The 17,605-nt window shown below is 73.2% G+C and carries 17 protein-coding genes; 7 read left to right on the top strand and 10 right to left on the bottom strand.

From position 1 onward, the window contains the following. Positions 1 to 119: 119 nt before the first annotated feature. Positions 120 to 377 (top strand): ubiquitin carboxyl-terminal hydrolase 14, encoded by a 258-nt coding sequence (locus tag ACGF0J_RS04210; RefSeq protein ID WP_393141987.1) that lies wholly within the window; start codon positions 120 to 122, stop codon positions 375 to 377. A gap of 66 nt (positions 378 to 443) precedes the next feature. On the opposite strand, the gene ACGF0J_RS04205 is transcribed toward ACGF0J_RS04210, so the two are convergent. Next, the gene (locus ACGF0J_RS04205; RefSeq protein WP_393141986.1) at positions 444 to 2,015 is read right to left on the bottom strand and encodes a Na+/H+ antiporter; all 1,572 of its coding nucleotides are present in this window, start codon (positions 2,013 to 2,015) and stop codon (positions 444 to 446) included. A 195-nt stretch (positions 2,016 to 2,210) separates the two neighbouring features. Here ACGF0J_RS04205 and tnpA point away from each other — a divergent pair, with 195 nt between their 5' ends. Then, positions 2,211 to 2,633: an IS200/IS605 family transposase gene (tnpA, locus tag ACGF0J_RS04200; protein WP_393141985.1), complete on the top strand. Its 423-nt coding sequence runs from the start codon at positions 2,211 to 2,213 to the stop codon at positions 2,631 to 2,633. Next, complete coding sequence (locus ACGF0J_RS04195) at positions 2,626 to 3,810, top strand: RNA-guided endonuclease InsQ/TnpB family protein (protein ID WP_393141984.1); 1,185 nt, start codon at positions 2,626 to 2,628, stop codon at positions 3,808 to 3,810. Before tnpA ends, ACGF0J_RS04195 begins: the two co-directional genes overlap by 8 nt. A 147-nt stretch (positions 3,811 to 3,957) precedes the next feature. Here the strand turns inward: ACGF0J_RS04195 and ACGF0J_RS04190 are convergent, their stop codons facing one another. Beyond that, positions 3,958 to 5,229, bottom strand: a complete 1,272-nt coding sequence (locus tag ACGF0J_RS04190; protein WP_393141983.1) for a hypothetical protein — start codon at positions 5,227 to 5,229, stop codon at positions 3,958 to 3,960. A gap of 410 nt (positions 5,230 to 5,639) precedes the next feature. Between ACGF0J_RS04190 and ACGF0J_RS04185 the strand changes: the two genes are divergently transcribed. Then, complete coding sequence (locus tag ACGF0J_RS04185) at positions 5,640 to 7,688, top strand: ATP-dependent DNA helicase (protein ID WP_393141982.1); 2,049 nt, start codon at positions 5,640 to 5,642, stop codon at positions 7,686 to 7,688. A 130-nt stretch (positions 7,689 to 7,818) separates the two neighbouring features. Here the strand turns inward: ACGF0J_RS04185 and ACGF0J_RS04180 are convergent, their stop codons facing one another. Together ACGF0J_RS04180 and ACGF0J_RS04175 are read right to left on the bottom strand one after the other, a co-directional pair. After that, complete coding sequence (locus ACGF0J_RS04180) at positions 7,819 to 8,442, bottom strand: response regulator (protein ID WP_393141981.1); 624 nt, start codon at positions 8,440 to 8,442, stop codon at positions 7,819 to 7,821. Continuing rightward, positions 8,439 to 9,638, bottom strand: a complete 1,200-nt coding sequence (locus tag ACGF0J_RS04175) for a sensor histidine kinase (RefSeq protein WP_393141980.1) — start codon at positions 9,636 to 9,638, stop codon at positions 8,439 to 8,441. Before ACGF0J_RS04175 ends, ACGF0J_RS04180 begins: the two co-directional genes overlap by 4 nt. A 215-nt stretch (positions 9,639 to 9,853) precedes the next feature. On the opposite strand from ACGF0J_RS04175, the gene ACGF0J_RS04170 reads away from it, so the two are divergent. Next, the gene (locus ACGF0J_RS04170; RefSeq protein WP_393141979.1) at positions 9,854 to 10,954 is read left to right on the top strand and encodes an FtsX-like permease family protein; all 1,101 of its coding nucleotides are present in this window, start codon (positions 9,854 to 9,856) and stop codon (positions 10,952 to 10,954) included. Then, positions 10,951 to 11,649 (top strand): ABC transporter ATP-binding protein, encoded by a 699-nt coding sequence (locus ACGF0J_RS04165; protein ID WP_393141978.1) that lies wholly within the window; start codon positions 10,951 to 10,953, stop codon positions 11,647 to 11,649. The genes ACGF0J_RS04170 and ACGF0J_RS04165 overlap by 4 nt, the downstream gene beginning before the upstream one ends. Before the next feature lie 92 nt (positions 11,650 to 11,741). On the opposite strand, the gene ACGF0J_RS04160 is transcribed toward ACGF0J_RS04165, so the two are convergent. The 6 genes from ACGF0J_RS04160 to ACGF0J_RS04135 form a co-directional block, all read right to left on the bottom strand. Continuing rightward, complete coding sequence (locus tag ACGF0J_RS04160) at positions 11,742 to 12,503, bottom strand: SGNH/GDSL hydrolase family protein (RefSeq protein WP_393141977.1); 762 nt, start codon at positions 12,501 to 12,503, stop codon at positions 11,742 to 11,744. Positions 12,504 to 12,558: 55 nt separating this feature from the next. Continuing rightward, the gene (gene aroB, locus ACGF0J_RS04155) at positions 12,559 to 13,641 is read right to left on the bottom strand and encodes a 3-dehydroquinate synthase (RefSeq protein ID WP_393141976.1); all 1,083 of its coding nucleotides are present in this window, start codon (positions 13,639 to 13,641) and stop codon (positions 12,559 to 12,561) included. A gap of 49 nt (positions 13,642 to 13,690) precedes the next feature. Continuing rightward, positions 13,691 to 14,206 (bottom strand): shikimate kinase, encoded by a 516-nt coding sequence (locus ACGF0J_RS04150; protein WP_393141975.1) that lies wholly within the window; start codon positions 14,204 to 14,206, stop codon positions 13,691 to 13,693. Then, a complete protein-coding gene (aroC, locus tag ACGF0J_RS04145) occupies positions 14,203 to 15,384 on the bottom strand; it encodes a chorismate synthase (RefSeq protein ID WP_393141974.1) in 1,182 nt (393 codons plus the stop codon). Before aroC ends, ACGF0J_RS04150 begins: the two co-directional genes overlap by 4 nt. 59 nt (positions 15,385 to 15,443) lie before the next feature. After that, positions 15,444 to 16,079 (bottom strand): prepilin peptidase, encoded by a 636-nt coding sequence (locus ACGF0J_RS04140; protein WP_393141973.1) that lies wholly within the window; start codon positions 16,077 to 16,079, stop codon positions 15,444 to 15,446. Between the two features lie 97 nt (positions 16,080 to 16,176). Next, a complete protein-coding gene (locus tag ACGF0J_RS04135) occupies positions 16,177 to 16,737 on the bottom strand; it encodes an SseB family protein (RefSeq protein ID WP_393141972.1) in 561 nt (186 codons plus the stop codon). Positions 16,738 to 16,858: 121 nt separating this feature from the next. On the opposite strand from ACGF0J_RS04135, the gene ACGF0J_RS04130 reads away from it, so the two are divergent. Next, a complete protein-coding gene (locus ACGF0J_RS04130; RefSeq protein ID WP_393141971.1) occupies positions 16,859 to 17,560 on the top strand; it encodes a B3/4 domain-containing protein in 702 nt (233 codons plus the stop codon). Positions 17,561 to 17,605 lie beyond the last annotated feature (45 nt).

The following is a 17,605-nucleotide window of genomic DNA, read 5'->3' as shown; positions in this document are numbered from 1 at the left end:
GCTCCCCGGGATTGTGGTGTACGTCACTCCCCGTGTGCTCACAATCTGGACCGCGACCCCGCCGATCAGCAAGAGGCGTCGCCGAATTGGAATGCGGTTCTAGTTCTAGGATTTCCCCTATGGCAATTTGTGAGCATCTTTCCAGCGCCACCGATCCGTCCCCCCGCACCCCCGAGGGGTGCGAGGAGTGCCTGGCCATCGGCAGCCCATGGGTGCACCTGCGCCGCTGCCTCACCTGCGGGCACATCGGCTGCTGTGACTCCTCGCCCAACAAGCACGCGACCCGGCACTTCCACGAGGTCGCCCACCCAGTGATCCAGTCGTACGAGCCCGGCGAGCAGTGGCGCTGGTGCTACGTCGACAACGCGATGGGCTGACCCCGGCGTACGAGGACCTCAGCGTTCGAGGACCTCAGCGTTCGAGGACCTCAGCGTTCGAGGACCTCAGCGTTCGAGGATGGCCTCCTCGAAGTCGAGCTGGGCCATCACCTCGCGCATCACCTCGTCGTCGAGACGCCGCTCGTCGCGCAGGCGGACGAAGACCTCGCGCTCGGCCTGGAGCATGTCCCGGCGCAACCGCCGGTAGAGGGCGCTGGGCGTCTCCGCGCCGTTCTGGCCGGTGCCGCCGCCCAGCCGTTCCCACGCGCCGAGCGAGCGCCGCCACGACTTCTCGCGGAGCTGGTCGATGACCTGCCTGCGGATCTCGTCCGGCTCGCCCTCCGACTCGGTCAGCCGGTCCAGCGCTTCGAGCCCGGCACTGAGCGCGGCCTGCTGGGCGTTGGCCTCGGCGAGCGCGTCCTCGTAGCGTTCGTGCTCGCTGGAGACGCCGAGCCTCCTGATCAGGGCGGGGAACGACAGGCCCTGGACGAGCAGCGTGGCGATCACGGTGGTGAAGGTGAGGAAGAGCAGCATCGGCCGGCCCTCGACGCTCTCGGGAATGGCGAACGCGGCTGCCAGCGACACCACGCCGCGCATCCCGGCCCAGCTCACGACCGTCATGTGCGCGGGCGTGGGCGGCGGCTGACCCCGCCCGAGCAGCCGCAGCAGGTACCCCGTCGGGAAGACCCAGACGAACCTCACCAGCACGGTGACCAGGAAGACCACCAGCGCGTAGAGGGCCACCTCCCACGGGCGGTAGCCGTCGATCCCCTCGACCACCGTGCTGAGCTGCAGCCCGATCAGCGCGAAGACGATCGTCTCCAGGAAGAAGTCGGCGACCTTCCACACCGACGTGGACACCAGCCGCGTGCCGAACCCCCGCAGGTGCATCTGGTGGCCCAGGCAGAGGCCGACGATGACCACCGAGATCACGCCCGAGGCGTGTACCGACTCGGCCGTCAGGTAGGCGGCGAACGGGATCAGCAGCATGAGCGTGTTCTCGACGAGCGAGTCGCGCGTGCGCCGGAACAGCCAGGCGGACGCGAACGCCAGCGCCAGCCCGACGGCCACGCCGACGGTCGCCGCGTAGACGAACTCGCCGACCGCGTCGAGCAGGTCCACCGTGCCGCCGACGGCCGCCCCGATCGCCACCCGGTAGGCGGTCAGGGCGGTGGCGTCGTTGAACAGGCTCTCGCCGATGAGGATGGTCAGCGGCCGGCGCGGCAGGCCGAGCCTGCGCCCGACCGCCACCGCCGCCACGGCGTCCGGCGGCGCGATGATGGCGCCCAGCGCGAACGCCGCCGCCAGCGGCAACTCGGGCAGCATCAGGTGGACGACGAGACCGACGACGACCATCGTGGCCAGGACCAGCCCCACCGACAGCAGCGCCACGTGCCGCCTGACGTCCCGCAGCCGCAGGTAGGAGCTGTCGAGCGCGGCCGAGTACAGCAAGGGTGGCAGGAACACGTACAGCACCAGCTCGGGTTCGAGCGGCACGGGGGGCACCAGGGGCGAGGCCAGCAGTCCGGCGGCGACGAGCAACAGCGGAGCGGACCAGCCCCGGCGGCGAGCCACGGCGGCGACGGCTATCGCCCCACCCGCGACCAGCAGCAACTGCAAGCCGGTTGTCGGATTCACGGGCTTTCCTCCCGGTTTGCGGACGGCGCGATGGATTCCATCAGAACCTCCCGATTCCCCCGGCAGCTTCAGTCGCCGGGGGAATCGGGAGCGGGACTGCTGCCAAGGCACGAGTGTGCCCTGATCTGTCAGGTCCGCGCATCAGACACCTCCGTTCACCACGCACTGGTTGTGCGACGCTGTCATATTGATCGGGTGACTCGTCAGGTGCGCCCCTCCCCCGGCGCGGCGTACGACCTCGGGTACCACGTGGTGTGGTGTCCGAAGTGCCGCCGCCCGGTGCTTGGCGGGCGGGTGAAGGCCCGCCTGGAGGAGTTGATCCACGCCAGGGCCGACGAGCACGGGTGGCAGATCGTGGCGCTTGAGGTGATGCCCGACCGCGTACACCTGTTCGTCGAGCCGCACCCGGAGAACTCGCCGTCGTATGTGGCCAACCAGTTCAAGGGTTTCACCTCCCACCACCTGCGCGCCGAATGCGCACACCTTCGCTCCCAGTTGCCCACGCTGTGGTCGCGGTCCTGCTTTGTGGCCGCCGTCGGCGCCGTGTCCGCCGGGACGGTGCGGCGTCACATCGACACTCAGGACGAGCGGGCGCCCAGGGCGAGTGTTCGTGCGTAGGTCCTACAAGTTCCTGCTGCGCCCCACCAGCAGGCAGGCCGCCGCCCTTACAGCATGCCTGGACGACCACCGAAGCCTGTACAACGCCGCGTTGGAGCACCGGCGCACCGCCTACGCCAAGGCGGGTGTCACGGTCCGGTACGGCGATCAGTCGGCGGAGCTGAAGCACATCCGCGCCGACGATCGGGAGGGTGCGGGCCGGTGGTCGTTCTCCTCCCAGCAGGCCACGCTGCGACGGCTCGACAAGGCGTTCCGGGCGTTCTTCGACCGCGTCAAGGCCGGGCGCACGCCCGGGTTCCCGCGTTTCAAGGGGCGGGGCTGGTTCGACACGGTGCAGTGGCCGAAGGACGGCGACGGCTGCCGGTGGGACTCCCAACCCGAGCATCCGGCCGCCACGTTCGTGCGCCTTCAGGGCGTCGGCCACGTCCGGGTGCACCAGCACCGGGCCGTGAAGGGCCGGGTGAAGACGATCAGCGTCAAGCGCGAGGGCTCGCGCTGGTACGTGGTGTTGTCGTGTGACGAGGTGCCCGCGCAGCCGCTGCCCGCCACGGGTGTGGTCGCCGGGGTCGACCTGGGTGTCGCCTCGCTGGTCACGACCAGCGACGGCCATCACATCGACAACCGGCGGCACCTGGCCGCCTGCGCCGGCCGTCTGGCATCGGCCCAGCGCGATCTCGCCAGGAAGAAGCGCGGGTCCAAGCGCCGGCGTAAGGCGGTCGCCCGGGTGGCGGCGTTGCACGCCAAGGTCCGCCGCCAGCGGATCGACCGCGCGCACAAGGCCGCCTTGGCGTTGGTCGGCGGCTACGACGTGATCGTGCACGAGGACCTGCGGATCGCGAACATGACGCGCTCGGCGTCCGGCACGATCGACGCGCCCGGTCGTAACGTCGCCGCCAAGGCCGGTCTCAACCGTTCGATTCTCGACGCGGGTTGGGGGGTGTTCCTGACGATCCTCGCGCACAAGGCTGAAAGCGCCGGTCGAGAGCTGATCGCAGTCGATCCCCGCAACACCTCCCGCACCTGCGCCCGCTGCGGGCACTGCGCGAAGGACAACCGCCTCACCCAGGCCGCGTTCGCCTGCACGGCGTGCGGGCACACCGCGCACGCCGACGTGAACGCGGCGACCAACATCCGCAGGGCAGGGCTTGCCCTTCGCCAGGCCGCCCAAGCGGCTTAGCGAGAAGCCGCTCCCTTCAGGGAGCGGAGGAGTCACCATGCCGTCTGGTCCGCCGGGACCCCGCCCAGGCCGATGCCCGCGCCCGCCGGGGTGGCCCGGCGGCGGGTCACCAGCCCCAGAGACCGGTCCGCCAGCCCCGGCGGCCGGTCACCAGTCCCGGCGCTCGCCCCTGTCGTCGTAGCCGCGCTCGTCGTAGCGGCGGTCGTACTGCGCCTCCCCGTAGGGCCGTTCGTCGTAGCGGCGGTCGTCGTACCGCTCCTCGGGGTGCAGCCGTTCGCCGGTGGAGAACATCGAGTCGCCGGCGACGTAGGGGCGGGACAGCGGCGTGGCGTCCTGCTGGGGATGCTGCGGGTGCGGAGGGCCGGGCTCGCTCAGGGCCAGCAGCGGGTCGACCGGATTGGCCGGGCTCTGGCGGGGCGGCGGGTAGGCGTCCTGGCCGGGGTACGTGTCCTGGCCGGAGTAGCCGTCGGCGCTCCGGTAGGCGTCGGGGTAGGGGGTGTCCAGGCTGGAGTACGTCTCCTGACCGGCGTAGGTGTCCTGACCTGCGTAAGGGTCCTGACCGGCATAGGTGTCCTGGCTCGGGTAGCGGTCGTGGGACGGGGGCGGCGGGGCGGCGTCGCGGCGGCGGCCCGCGCCGGGAATGCCGTGCATCGGGGTGCCCAGGCCGGCCGTCCCCGCGCTCTGCTGGTAGCCGGAGTCGGACGTGGCGTAACGCTCCTGGCGGGGCTCGCCCCTGGGCTCGCGGCGGGGCGTGCCGAGCGGGTCGGCGGCCTGCGACGGGAAACCGAGCGGGTCGGTGGACAGCGGCGCCGGCCGGAGCTGGTAGCCGCGCTCGCCGGAGGCGGCCACCTGGTGCGGACCGGAGAAGGGGTCGGGGTCCAGGCTGTACTGCGGGCCGGTGGGGGTGGCCTCGTCGACGTACTGGGGCCCGGTGAAGGGATCGGCTCGGCCCGGGTCGCGATAGGAGGAGCCGCCGTAGGACTGGCCGGCGCCCGGGTCGGTGTACTGCGGGCCGGTGAACGGGTCGCGCTCGGGGTACGGGGGCGGCTGCTGGGGGGCCGGGGTGCCGCGCGGCGGCGTGGTCTCGCTGTAGGAGGCCACCAGCTTGTCCTGCGGGGCCGGCTTGTCAGGGGCGGGCGTGCCCCTGGCCACCAGCACATCGTTGGGCGAGAGCGTCGCGGTGGGGCGCTCGTCGGAGTGCTGCGCCTGCGGCATGGGCTGCTGAACCGGCTGGGACACGGGCTGGGACACGGGCTGGGGCGGGCGCTGGTACTGGCCGGTGCCCGGGATGACCTCGGTGCCCGGATCGTGCGCGGGCACCGCGGGCTGCTCGCCCGTCGCCTCCGCGTAGCCGTCGTCGAGGGTGTCGAGCAGGCGGCCGACGTCGTCCATCGGCATGCGGAAGCTGGCGGTGCACATCTCTCCCCGCCACAGACTGAGGACCAGTGTGCCCTCGTGCCACGTCACCCGGAGGCACCGCTCCTGACCTCGGGCATCGAAGAACACTTCACCGAACGACGGCAACGGGACAACTTCCGACATGGCAGACATACTGCTTTAACCAGCCTTTATTCGTCCACTCAACCCCGGAAAACCCTACCTAACCGGACTTCCCACCCCCATCGGGAACCCCTGCCGTCACTCTATGCGATGCCAGCCGGAGTCCCGATCGTTCAGTGTGCCACGCACACCGCCGAACGACTCCGCGAACCACGGGATGCGTCCACACCATCACACCGCGCTGTGGCCCGCGCCGTGGAACCCGGCGCCTGTGGACGAGCGCGCTCCGGACGCCCCGCCTGTGGATGTCCGGCGCGGCGCGCCCCCGAATGCGGGTACCGTTTACCTCCGTGCCGGACTCCCATCTCCCGCCAGTCGACGAACTGCTCAGCATCGCGGTCAACGCTCTCGGAGGGAGCGAGCGGCAGGGCCAGATCACGATGGTCCAGGCCGTGCAGCGGGCCATCGACAGCGAGGAGCACCTCGCCGTCCAGGCGGGCACGGGCACGGGCAAGTCGCTCGCCTACCTCGTGCCCTCGATCCGCCACGCCATGGAGTCCGACACGCCCGTGGTGGTCTCCACGGCCACGATCGCCCTGCAGCGCCAGCTCGTCGACCGCGACCTGCCCCGGCTGTCGGAGGCGCTGGCCAAGGAGCTGCCGCACGAGCCCACGTACGCCATCCTCAAGGGCCGGCGCAACTACCTGTGCCGCTACAAGGCGACGGCGGGCTGGCCGGAGGAGGACGAGCAGGACCAGTTGTTCGACCCGCGCGAGGTCAGCGCCACCGGCCGGATGGTCCAGCGCATCCAGGAGTGGGCCGAGGAGACCGAGACCGGCGACCGCGACGAGCTCGTGCCGGGGGTCAGCGAGCAGGCGTGGCGGCAGTTCTCGGTGAGCGCCCAGGAGTGCCTGGGCGCCAGCCGCTGCCCGAGCGGCGCCGAGTGCTTCGCCGAGCTGGCCCGGGCCAAGGCCGGCGAGGTGGACGTGGTCGTCACCAACCACGCGCTGCTGGCCATCGACGCGATGGGCGACCTGCCGGTGCTGCCCGAGCACGACATGGTGGTCGTCGACGAGGCCCACGAGCTGGTCGACCGGGTGACCTCGGTGGTGACCGGCGAGCTGTCGGAGACGTCCGTGTCGCTGGCCGTGCGACGGGTGGCCCGGCTGATCGAGCAGCCCATCGCCGACCAGTTGCAGGAGGCCGGCGAGGACCTCAAGGCGCTGCTGGCCGCCGCCCCGGCGGGCCGGGTCGACGAGCTGCCCGAGGTCCTCGCGCTGACGCTGGCGCTGGTCCGCGACTCCGCGGCCCGCTGCCTCACCGCACTCGGGCCGCGCGGCGCCGACCGCGACGACCCCGACAAGGCCGGGCAGCGCAAGGCGGCGTTCACCGCGCTGGACGAGGTGCACGACACCGCGGTGCGCATGCTGGAGGCCTACGGGCACGCCTCGGAGGCCGACCGGGCCGAGGTGGTCTGGCTCGACGCCGCCACCGACCGCCGCCCGCCCGCGCTGCGCGTCGCCCCGCTCAACGTCGGCGGCATGCTGCGCGACCGGCTGTTCGGCGACCGCACGGTCGTGCTGACCTCCGCCACGCTCGCCCTCGGCGGCACGTTCGACGGCATGGCCCGCCAGTGGGGCCTGGGCGCCGCACCCGGCCCCGGCCCCTCCCCCGCCAGCGGGTCCGCGGAGGGGCCCGGCAAGGCGCGCGGCTGGCAGGGCATCGACGTCGGCTCCCCGTTCGACCACCCCCGCGCCGGCATCCTCTACGTCGCCAAGCACCTGCCCCAGCCGGGCCGCGACGGCCTGCCCGAGCAGTACGTCGACGAGATCGCCGAGCTGATCGAGGCGGCGGGCGGGCGCGCGCTCGGCCTGTTCTCCTCGATGCGGGCAGCCAAGGCCGCCACCGAGGCGCTGCGCGACCGCCTCGACGTGCCGCTGCTGTGCCAGGGCGACGACTCGACCATGCTGCTCGTCAAGCAGTTCGCCGAGGACGAGCCGACCTGTCTGTTCGGCACGCTGTCGCTGTGGCAGGGCGTCGACGTGCCCGGCCCGTCGCTGCGACTGGTCATCATCGACCGGGTGCCGTTCCCGCGTCCCGACGACCCGCTCACCTCGGCCCGGCAGCGTCACGTGGCGGCCAAGGGCGGCAACGGCTTCATGACGGTCGCCGCCACCCACGCGGCGCTCCTGCTCGCCCAGGGCACCGGCCGCCTGCTGCGCTCCCAGCACGACAAGGGCGTCATCGCGGTCCTCGACCCCCGCCTTGCGACGGCCCGCTACAGCGGATTCCTGCTGGGCTCGCTGCCGCCGTTCTGGCGCACCACCGACCCGGCGATCCCCCGCGCCGCGCTCAGACGCCTCGCCACCGAAGGCTGAGCCGCACGCCACACTCCAGACGCCTCGCCATGTGGGCGCCTCCCCTGTGGGCGCCTCCCGCCGGTCCGCTCGGCCGTCCCGCCCCGTGATCGCCGCACCCGCAGGCTCCGGAGACAAGGCGGAGCCGAGGTCACAGGGGGCGGATGAGGCCCTTCTTGGTGGCGGCGGCGGTGGCGGCGGTGCGCGAGTCGACGTCGAGTTTGGCGTAGATGCGGACGAGGTGCGTCTTCACCGTGGTCTCGCTGAGGAAGAGAGCCTTGCTGATCTGCCGGTTGGACAGGCCGGCGGCGACGTGGCCGAGCACCTCCAGCTCGCGAGGCGTCAAGGTCGTCTCAGGTGTCCGGACGCGGCCCAGCAACCGCGTGGCGACGCTGGGCGCCAGCGCGCTGTCGCCGATCGCGGCCGAGCGGATGGCGGCGTGCAGCTCGCCTGACGGGGCGTCCTTGAGGAGATAGCCCGTGGCGCCCGCCTCGATCGCGGCCACGATGTCGGCGTCCGTGTCGAACGTGGTCAGCACCAGCACCCGGGGGCCGCCGAGAGCCACGATCCGGCGCGTCGCCTCGCTGCCGTGGATGCCCGGTCCGAGCTGGAGGTCCATCAGGACCACGTCGGGCGCGACCTCGCGGGCCAGCTCGACACCCTCCTCCCCGGTGGCGGCCTCACCGGCCAGGTGGAAGTCGGGCTGGCCGGCCAGCATGGCACGCAGGCCGGAGCGCACCACGGGGTGGTCGTCCACCAGGACGATGCGGATCATCGCACCTCCCTGGCGGGCAACGGCAGCGTGGCCGCGATGGCGGTGCCTTCACCGGGGACCGACTCGACGGTGAGGGTGCCGCCCAGGGCGGACACGCGGTCACGCATGGCCAGCAGCCCGTATCCGGTTCCGGCCGTCGGACCGGAGGGACACCGGGGGTCGAACCCGCGGCCATCGTCGTACACGTCCAGCACGACCATGTCGTCCAGAAAGGTGAGCGTGACGCCGGCGCGTTCGGCCCCCGCATGGCGGCTGACGTTGCCCAGGGCGCCCTGTGCGATGCGCAGCAACGCCACGTCGTAGTCCGCGGGCAGCGCGACCGGCGTGCCCGACACCTCGAAACGCACCTGGGTCGCGGCGGCGGCCGAGATCGACTCACCGACCATGCGCAGCGCGGCGGCCAGCGAGGACTGCCGCAGGGCGGGCGGGGCCAGGGCCCGGACGAAGCTGCGCGCCTCCTCCAGGTTCTCCTGCGCGGCGCGCTCGGCCTCGGCGATGCGTCGCTCGGCCGCTTCCGGCTCGCCGGCCAGGTCACGGCGGGCGGCGCGCAGCAGCAGGATGATGCTGGACATGCCCTGGGCCAGGACGTCGTGGATCTCGCGGGCCAGGCGCTCGCGCTCGGCCAGCCGGGCTGCGTCGCGTTCGGCTTCCACGAGTCTGCCCCGGGTGCTGACCAGATCGTCGATGAGCCGGCGGCGTTCCTCGCTCTCGGCGTGCAGCGCCTTGTAGACCAGCGCCATGAGCGTGGCCACGGCCGCGCCGATGGTCGGGCCGATGATCTGGGCGGCGGATATGCCGCCCGCGTGCCAGCCCGCCGCCGCGATGGCGGCCACGGTCAGCACGGCCACCCCGGGCAGCGCGATCGCCAACGGCAGCAGGTGCAGGCAGGCGAAGAAGAGGGGGAAGGCCAGCCAGACGAACTGCGGTCCGGACAGGGCGAGCGCCGCCCAGCCGAGCGTGATCGCCAGCAGCCACAGGCGCGACGGCCACAGGTGTGCCGGCCGCAGGCGCGTCAGCCATCCCTCGATGAGGATGCCGGCCGCGTAGAGGACCCCCAGGAGCAGGCCGCCCAGCGCGAGCCCGACGTGCTCCTGCCTGCCGACGCCGACGACCGCGATCACCAGCAGGATGGCGAACGTGCCGTGAATGGCCCAGCGGAGCAGCAGCAGCGCGGGCGGGAACGGATGGTTCATCATGTCCGGCTCACCGTATGTGACGGCGTTCGGCGGTCGCGTCGTTCGAAAGGTGTATTCGGGGCGGCCCGCTCGCACGACGCGCGGGGAGGCCGGGGGCACCCAGGCTGGAGCCGTCCGTATCGGCCGCCCGTATCGGCCGCCCGATTCAGCCTCCCGTGTTCGGCTGTCTGGGATCGGCTGTCTGGGATCGGCTCCGTCCACAAGGGGGTTGCGCCGTGTTCGTGGCGCTGAGAGACCTGCGCTTCGCGAAAGGACGCTTCGCCCTCATGGGCGCTGTCGTCCTCCTCATCACCCTGCTGGTGACCATGTTGTCCGGCCTGACCGCCGGACTGGCCCGGGAGAACGTCTCGGCGGTGGAGAACCTGCCCGCCGACCACATCGTCTTCGACAGCGGGGACAAGCCCGCCTTCTCCGACAGCCGCATCACCGTGCAGACCTGGCGGGAATGGCGGCAGGTCGACGGAGTCACCGCCGAGCGGCTCGGGGTGTCCATGGGGCGGCTCGCCTACGGTGACGACCACGGTGACGACCACGGTGACGACCGCAGTGACGACCGCAGTGCGGCGGTCGCCCTGTTCGGCGTCCAGCCGGGCGGCGCGCTCGCCCCGGAGCCGGCCGCCGCGGGCAAGGTGGTGCTGTCGGCCGCGCTCGCCGCCGACACCGGCCTCACGACCGGCGCCACCGTGCGGATCGCCGGCCGCGAGTTCACCGTCGCCGCGACCGGTGGCGAGGCTTCCTACAGCCACGCCCCGGTCGCGTGGATCAGCATCGACGACTGGGAGCCGATGGGGCGCCAGAGCGGCGCCGACACCGTGGCGACCGTCCTCGCGCTACGCACCGGCGGCACGCCCGACCTCGCCGCGGCCGGCGCCCGGTCGGGCACCATGGTGGTGCCGCTGTCGCAGGCGCCCGCCGCGATCGGCTCCTTCTCCTCCGAGAACGGCTCTCTCCAGCTCATGCGCGGCCTGCTGTTCGCGATCTCCGCGCTCGTCATCGGCGCCTTCTTCACCGTCTGGACGATCCAGCGCCGCGGCGACGTCGCCGTCCTGAAGGCCCTCGGCGCGAGCACCGGTTACCTGCTGCGCGACGCGCTCGCCGGGGCCGTCATCGTGCTGCTCGCGGGATCGGGCATCGGGGGCGCGCTGGGCGCCGGGCTCGGCGCGCTGGCCCGGGACACCGTCCCGTTCGTGTTGTCACCGGCCACGACCGTCGTTCCGGTGACCGTGATGATCCTGCTCGGCGCCGGCGGTGCCGCGCTGGCCGTACGGAAGATCACCTCTGTCGACCCGCTGACCGCTCTGGGAGCCGCCCGATGACCCTCGAACTCACCGACGTCGTGTTGACCTACCCTGACGGGGAGCGCACCCTGACCGCGCTCGACCACGTGGACCTCACCGTCGGCCCGGGGGAGTTCGCCTCTGTCGTGGGCCCCTCGGGCTCGGGCAAGTCGAGCCTGCTCGCCGTCGCCGCCACGCTGATCAGGCCCGCCTCCGGGTCCGTCCGCGTCGCCGGGCAGGACGTCTCCCAGGCCGGCCAGGCGGCCCGGACCAGGATCCGCCGCGACCACATCGGCATCGTCTTCCAGCAGCCCAACCTGCTCCCCTCCCTCACCGTCCTCGACCAACTGCTGGTCATGGCACACCTCGCCGGGGGCTCGCCACGGGCCGCGAGCGCCCGCGCCCGCGAGCTGCTGCTGGCCGTGGACCTCGGGGGCAAGGAAGGCAAACGCCCGCACCAGCTCTCCGGCGGCGAACGCCAGCGGGTCAACATCGCCCGCGCGCTGATGAACGCCCCCGACGTGCTGCTGATCGACGAGCCCACCAGCGCGCTCGACCATGAACGCGGCTCCCGGATCGTCTCCCTGCTGGCCGATCTGACCAGACGGCACAAGCTGGCGACCGTCATGGTGACGCATGATCTGGCGACCCTGGCCCTGGTCGACACGGTGCTGACCATGACGGATGGCAAGCTCACCGCCGATGCCGTCGCCTCCGACCCGTCCGGTCGCTGACAGCGGACACGCGAACGCCGGAGTACGCCTCCGTGCCCGTCGCCGGGCCGGCGCCGTGGGCCGGGGCGGGGCTCCGGGCGGAGCCGGAGCGCTCAGGAGGTCCAGGGCGCCAGGTCGGGACGCTTGGGGTCGAGGCCGTCGCCGGAGGACGTGCCACGGAGACGGCGGGCCACCCACGGCACCAGGTGCTCCCGAAGCCACTGGGTGTCCTCGCGGCGCCTGGCCCGCGGGTCGACCTCGCGCTGCGGCCACTCCCTGCGCCAGTCGTCGAACGGCACCCCCAGCACGTCGAGGACCCGGGCGGCGACGAGGCGGTGGCCGTCCTCGTTCATGTGCAGCCGGTCGTCGCTCCAGGCGCGCCAGTCGCGGAGCGGCTGCATCGACCACAGGTCGATCAGGTGACAGCCGTACAGGTCGGCGATGGAGCGGATGTGCAGGTAGTAGATGGCGAAGCGGCCGCGCAGCCGCCGCATGAGCGGGGTGTCACGCGGGTCGACGCCGCTGAACAGCAGCACGTCGGCCCCGCAGGCGCGCACCTCACGCACGGCCCGGGCGAGCGTCTTGGCCATCACGTCGGGGTCGCTGCCGGGCCGGAGCAGGTCGTTGCCGCCGGCGCACAGGCTCACCAGGTCGGGCGCCATGTCGACGGCGAGCGGCACCTGCTCGGTGACGATCTGGTCGAGCAGCCTGCCGCGCACGGCCAGGTTGGCGTAGCGGAACGCAGGGTCGTCGGCCGCGAGGCGCTCTGCCACCCTGTCCGCCCAACCGCGGTAGTGGCCGTTCGCGCCGGGGTCGTTCAGGCCTTCGGTGAAGCTGTCGCCGAGGGCCACGAAGGAACGGTAGTGACGGGTCACGAGCCGCCGCCTCTGCTGTCGGGGTGACGGGTGCCCGCCGGCCGCGGGGCGGGGATCATCGGGAGATCTCCCGGTAGGCCGCCTCCAGCAGGTCCTCGGCCGGGTCTTCGAGACGGCTCGGCCGGGCGAGGTCGTCGAGGACGACGAAACGCTGCTTGGCCCCGCGGTTCTTCTTGTCGAGCCGCATGTGGTCGCGCAGCTGCGGCCAGGCGTCGGCGCGGTAGGCGGTGGGCAGGCCGACGGAGGTGAGGATGGAGCGGGTGCGCTGAACCAGGTCGGCGCCGATGCGCCCGTCGAGACGGGACAGCTCGGCGGCGTAGACCATGCCGATGGCGACGGCCTCGCCGTGGCGCATCTGGTAGTGCTCGGCACGTTCGATGGCGTGGGCGAGCGTGTGACCGTAGTTGAGGATCTCGCGCAGCCCGGCCTCGCGCAGGTCGGCGCCGACGACGTCGGCCTTGACGCGGACCTTGCGTTCGATGAGCTCACGGGTGTGCCGGCCGTCGGGCCGGGTGGCGGCCTCGGGGTCGGCCTCGACCAGGGCGAGGATCTCCGGGTCGGCGATGAAGCCGCCCTTGATGATCTCGGCCAGCCCGGCGACGTAGTCGGCGCGCGGCAGCGTGGGCAGCGTGGCCAGGTCGCACAGCACTCCGGCGGGCGGCAGGAACGTGCCGACGAGGTTCTTGCCCTCGGGCGTGTCGATGCCGTTCTTGCCGCCGACCGCGGCGTCGACCATGGCGAGCAGCGTGGTGGGCACGAGCACCACCTGGACGCCGCGCAGCCAGGTGCCGGCCACGAACCCCGCCAGGTCGGTGGTGGCTCCGCCGCCGACGCCGACCACGGCGTCGGAGCGGGTGACGCCGTAGCGGCCGAGGGCCGACCAGAGCTGGGCGGCCACCTCGACGGTCTTGGCCTGCTCGCCGTCGGGGACCGGCAGCGCCACCACGTCGTGGCCGGCGTCGGACAGCGCCTGGCACACCGGGCGGGACATCTCGGGCAGGCTCGCCGGATGGATCACGGCGACCGTGCGAACCCCGGGTTTGAGCAGCCCGGGCAGCTCACCGAGCACGCCCGTGCCGACGACCACGTCGTACGGGCTGTCACCGGTGACCGTGATCCTGGTCGCGGCCGTCGTCATGGCGTGTGCTCCCTCCGTCGTCTCGCCGGCCCGGCAGCGGTCGGCGCCGTCATGCCGGCAGTCCCTTCACGATCTCGTCGGCCAGCTCTCCCGGGTCACGGTCGTCGGTGGCCACGGTGAGGACGGCGAGCCGCTCGTAGACGGGACGGCGCTCCTCCATGAGCTTCTTCAGCCGGCTGCGCGGGTTGAGCACGAGGAGCGGCCGGGCCGAGGCGAGGCCGACCCGCTGCACCGCGGCGGCGAGGCCGACCTGCAGGTAGACGACGCGGTGACCGGCCAGCAACGCCTGCGTCTGCTCGTTGAGCACCGCGCCGCCGCCGAGCGACAGCACGCCGTCGTGCTCGGCCAGCGCCGAGCGCACGGCCGCCAGCTCCAGCTCGCGGAAGCGGGCCTCGCCCTCGTCGACGAAGATGTCGGCGACGGGCTTGCCGGCGACGGCCTCCACGTCGGCGTCGGTGTCGCGGAAGGCGACGCCGAGCCGCTCGGCGAGCAGCCGGCCGAGGGTCGTCTTGCCGGATCCGGGCGGGCCGATGAGCACGGCCCTGGGCCGCGTGTCGCCAGTCACTTGATCACCATCGAGGACAGGTAGCCGGACAGGTTGCGGGCGACTTCCTCGACCGAGTCGCCGCCGAACTTCTCCAGCGCCGCGTCGGCCAGCACCAGCGCGACCATCGCCTCGGCGACGATGCCGGCCGCGGGGACGGCGCAGACGTCGGAACGCTCGTGGTGGGCCTTGGCCGCCTCACCGGTCTTGACGTCGATCGTGGCCAGGGCCCGCGGCACGGTGGAGATGGGCTTCATGGCGGCGCTGACCCGCAGGACCTCGCCGTTGGTCATGCCGCCCTCGACACCGCCCGCGCGGTTGGTGATGCGGCGCACGCCGTCGCCCTCGGTGTATTCGATCTCGTCGTGGGCGCGGGACCCCGGCCGGCGAGCCGTCTCGAACCCGTCGCCGACGGCCACGCCCTTGATCGCCTGGATGCCCATGAGCGCCCCGGCCAGGCGGGAGTCGAGGCGGCGGTCCCAGTGGGTGTAGCTGCCCAGGCCGGGCGGCAGGCCGTAGGCGAGCACCTCGACGACGCCGCCGAGGGTGTCGCCATCCTTGTGCGCCCTGTCGATGACCTCGACCATGGCGGCGCTCCCCTCGGGGTCGGCGCACCTGACGGGGTCGGCGTCGACGCGCCCCAGGTCGCCGGGGCCGGGCAGGACCTCGGCCGGCGTGCGGGCCGCACCGATGGACACCACGTGGCTGACGATGTCGACGCCGAGCGCCTGCTTGAGGAAGCGCCTGGCCACCTCGCCGAGCGCCACCCGGGCGGCGGTCTCGCGGGCGCTGGCCCGGTCGAGGACCTGCCGGGCGTCGTCGAAGCCGTACTTCTGCATGCCGGCCAGGTCGGCGTGGCCCGGCCGGGGCCGCGAGCGTGGGGCGTTGCGGGCCAGCCCCTCCAGCTCGGCGGGGTCGACCGGGTCGGCGGCCATGACCTTCTCCCACTTCGGCCACTCGGTGTTGCCGATGCGGACGGCGACCGGGCTGCCCATGGTGCGGCCGTGGCGGACGCCGCCGACGATCGTCACCTCGTCCTGCTCGAACTTCATCCGGGCGCCGCGGCCGTAGCCCAGGCGGCGGCGGCGCAGCGCCTCGTCGATGGCGGCCGTGGTCACCTCGACCCCGGCCGGCAGGCCTTCCATGATGGCAACGAGCTCAGGGCCGTGAGACTCTCCGGCGGTCAACCAGCGCAACATGCGTACAAGTCTTCCACGTGCCGCCCAGTGGGATGGCCGGGCGTTCACCAGCCGAGACGTCAAAGCCCGAGACAGAGCGCGGCGAGCGCGCCGAGCAGCATGAACGGGCCCAGGGGGAACTGGGTGTCGCGGCGGGCCCGGCCGGTGGCGAGCAGCGCCAGCGCGTACAGGGCGCCGCAGAGCTGGCCGGCCACGGCGGCCACGACCCACGCGGACCAGCCGAGCGAGGCGGCGGCCATGCCGATGAGCCCGGCCAGTTTGACGTCGCCGAGCCCCATCGCGGCGGGCCTGGCGAACCACAGCACCCCGTAGACGGCGGCCAGCGCCGCCGCGCCGAGCAGCGCGCGCGGCAGCTCTCCCGCCGGCAGCAGGCTGAGGGCCAGCAGCGGGTACGCCGGGAGCGTGATCGCGTCGGGCAGCCTGCTGGTACGCCAGTCGATGATCGCCAGGGTCGTGCCGGCGAGGGCGAGGAACACGTACGGCAGGCCCGCCCGCCAGGCGACCAGGGCGGCCACGGCGGCGGTGGCCAGTTCGACGGCCGGCGGCCAGGCGGGGACGGGCACGGTGCGCAGGGTCCGGGCGAAGGCGGCGCGCACCTCGGCGCGGGTGTCGGCGGGATCCTCCTGGAAGGCTCCGGCCAGGGTCCGGACGTAGGGGCCGGCGAGGAGGCCGAGCAGCGCCACCAGTGCTACCACGGGGCGACCCTAGTGCGCCGGGCGGCGCGGCGCGGGGGTTCGGCCGTTGCGGGCGTCCCGAAGGCGGGTTCCGGCAGGGTCCCGGCCTCGGGGACGGTCAGCTCCTGCGGGAGAACCAGCGGCGCCTGCGGGACGGCTCGACGGGGGCGGGCTCGGCGGGGGCGGGCTCGACGCGGGCCACGGTGACGCCGGGCAGCGTGCCGAGCGTGCCCGACTCGACGGCGGCCAGCGCCTGCAGCACCTCCCCCTCGATCACGAACGTGACCGGCCCGGCCACGTCCACGACGACGGCGGCGGCCTGCTCGCCCACGGCGGCCCGGCAGACCTGCAGCGTGCTCGCCTGGATGGGCCGCGCGTCGGGCCGCCACCGGGCCAGCGGGCGGGCGCCGGTGAACGCGAGCACCGCCTGCCTGCCGTCCTTGCCGACCAGCTTGGGCAGCGCCATCTCGCTCTCCTTCTCCTGGCGCAGCCCGTGCTCCCCCACCTCCGACGAGGTGAGCAGGGCGACCACGGGCACCAGGAGCCGGGCCCCGGTCAGGGCGCCGAGGACCTCGGCGGGACCGGCCGTGCCGTCGGCGTACGCGGCGAGCGCGGCGGCCACGGCGGGCGCGGCGCTGCCGTCGTCGTCCGGGTCGAGAGGTTGTGGGATGGTCGGCACAGGCCGAGACTACCCGTGGCCGCCCGCGGTCCCGTATCCGACCGCTCGGGCCTCCTGCCTGGGAACCGCTCGGACCCCGTTACCTGGGACTCGGACCTCGCTACCTGGGAAAGGTGAGGACATGTACGTGCGGCACGCGAGCGAGATCTGGCGGGACTTCCCGGAGCTGGTCCCCGGGGTGCTGTCGGCGGGCGGGATCGCGACGGAGGTGCGCGGGGAGGCCGTGGACGCCGTGGTGGCCGAGCACGAGCGGGCGGCGCTGGCCCGCCTGGCCGTCTCGCCGGAGGGTGAGCTGGCGGAGGTGCGGGCGTGGCGGCGGGCGTTCGCGCGGATGGGGCTGAAGCCCACGCAGTACCGGTGCGCCGCGGAGTCGCTGCTGCGGCGGTTGCGCAAGGAGGGGGCGCTGCCGCGCATCCACCCGCTGATCGACGTGTGCAACGCGCTGTCGGTGGCGTACGCGATCCCGGTGGCCGTGTTCGACGTCTCCGCCGTCGCGGACGGCCTGGAGGTGCGGTACGCGAGCGGGCAGGAGACGTACCTGACCTTCTCGGGGGAGACGGAGCATCCGGCGCCGGGCGAGGTGGTCTTCGCCGACGGGGCCGGGCGGGCGCACGCCCGGCGGTGGACGAACCGGCAGAGCGGGCTGTCGGCCGTCCGCGACGCCACGAGCGAGGTGCTGGTGGTCGCCGAGGCGCTGCACGAGTCGGCGCCCGCCGACGTCGGCAAGCTCCTGGCGGCGCTCGCCGGGGTGCTGGGCGACCTCTGGGGAGGCCGCCCGGCGCACACCGTCCTGACCGCGTCCGCACCGCGCTTCGACCGCTGACACGTCCGGCCCGGCCCGCGAGCCCGGGGGCCGAGCGCGGGCCAG

The sequence above is a fragment of the Nonomuraea sp. NPDC047897 genome, from assembly GCF_043204415.1.
Taxonomy (GTDB): Bacteria; Actinomycetota; Actinomycetes; order Streptosporangiales; family Streptosporangiaceae; genus Nonomuraea.
The sequence above is the reverse complement of the archived record's forward strand: the minus strand, read 5'-3'. Positions and strand labels throughout refer to the sequence as shown.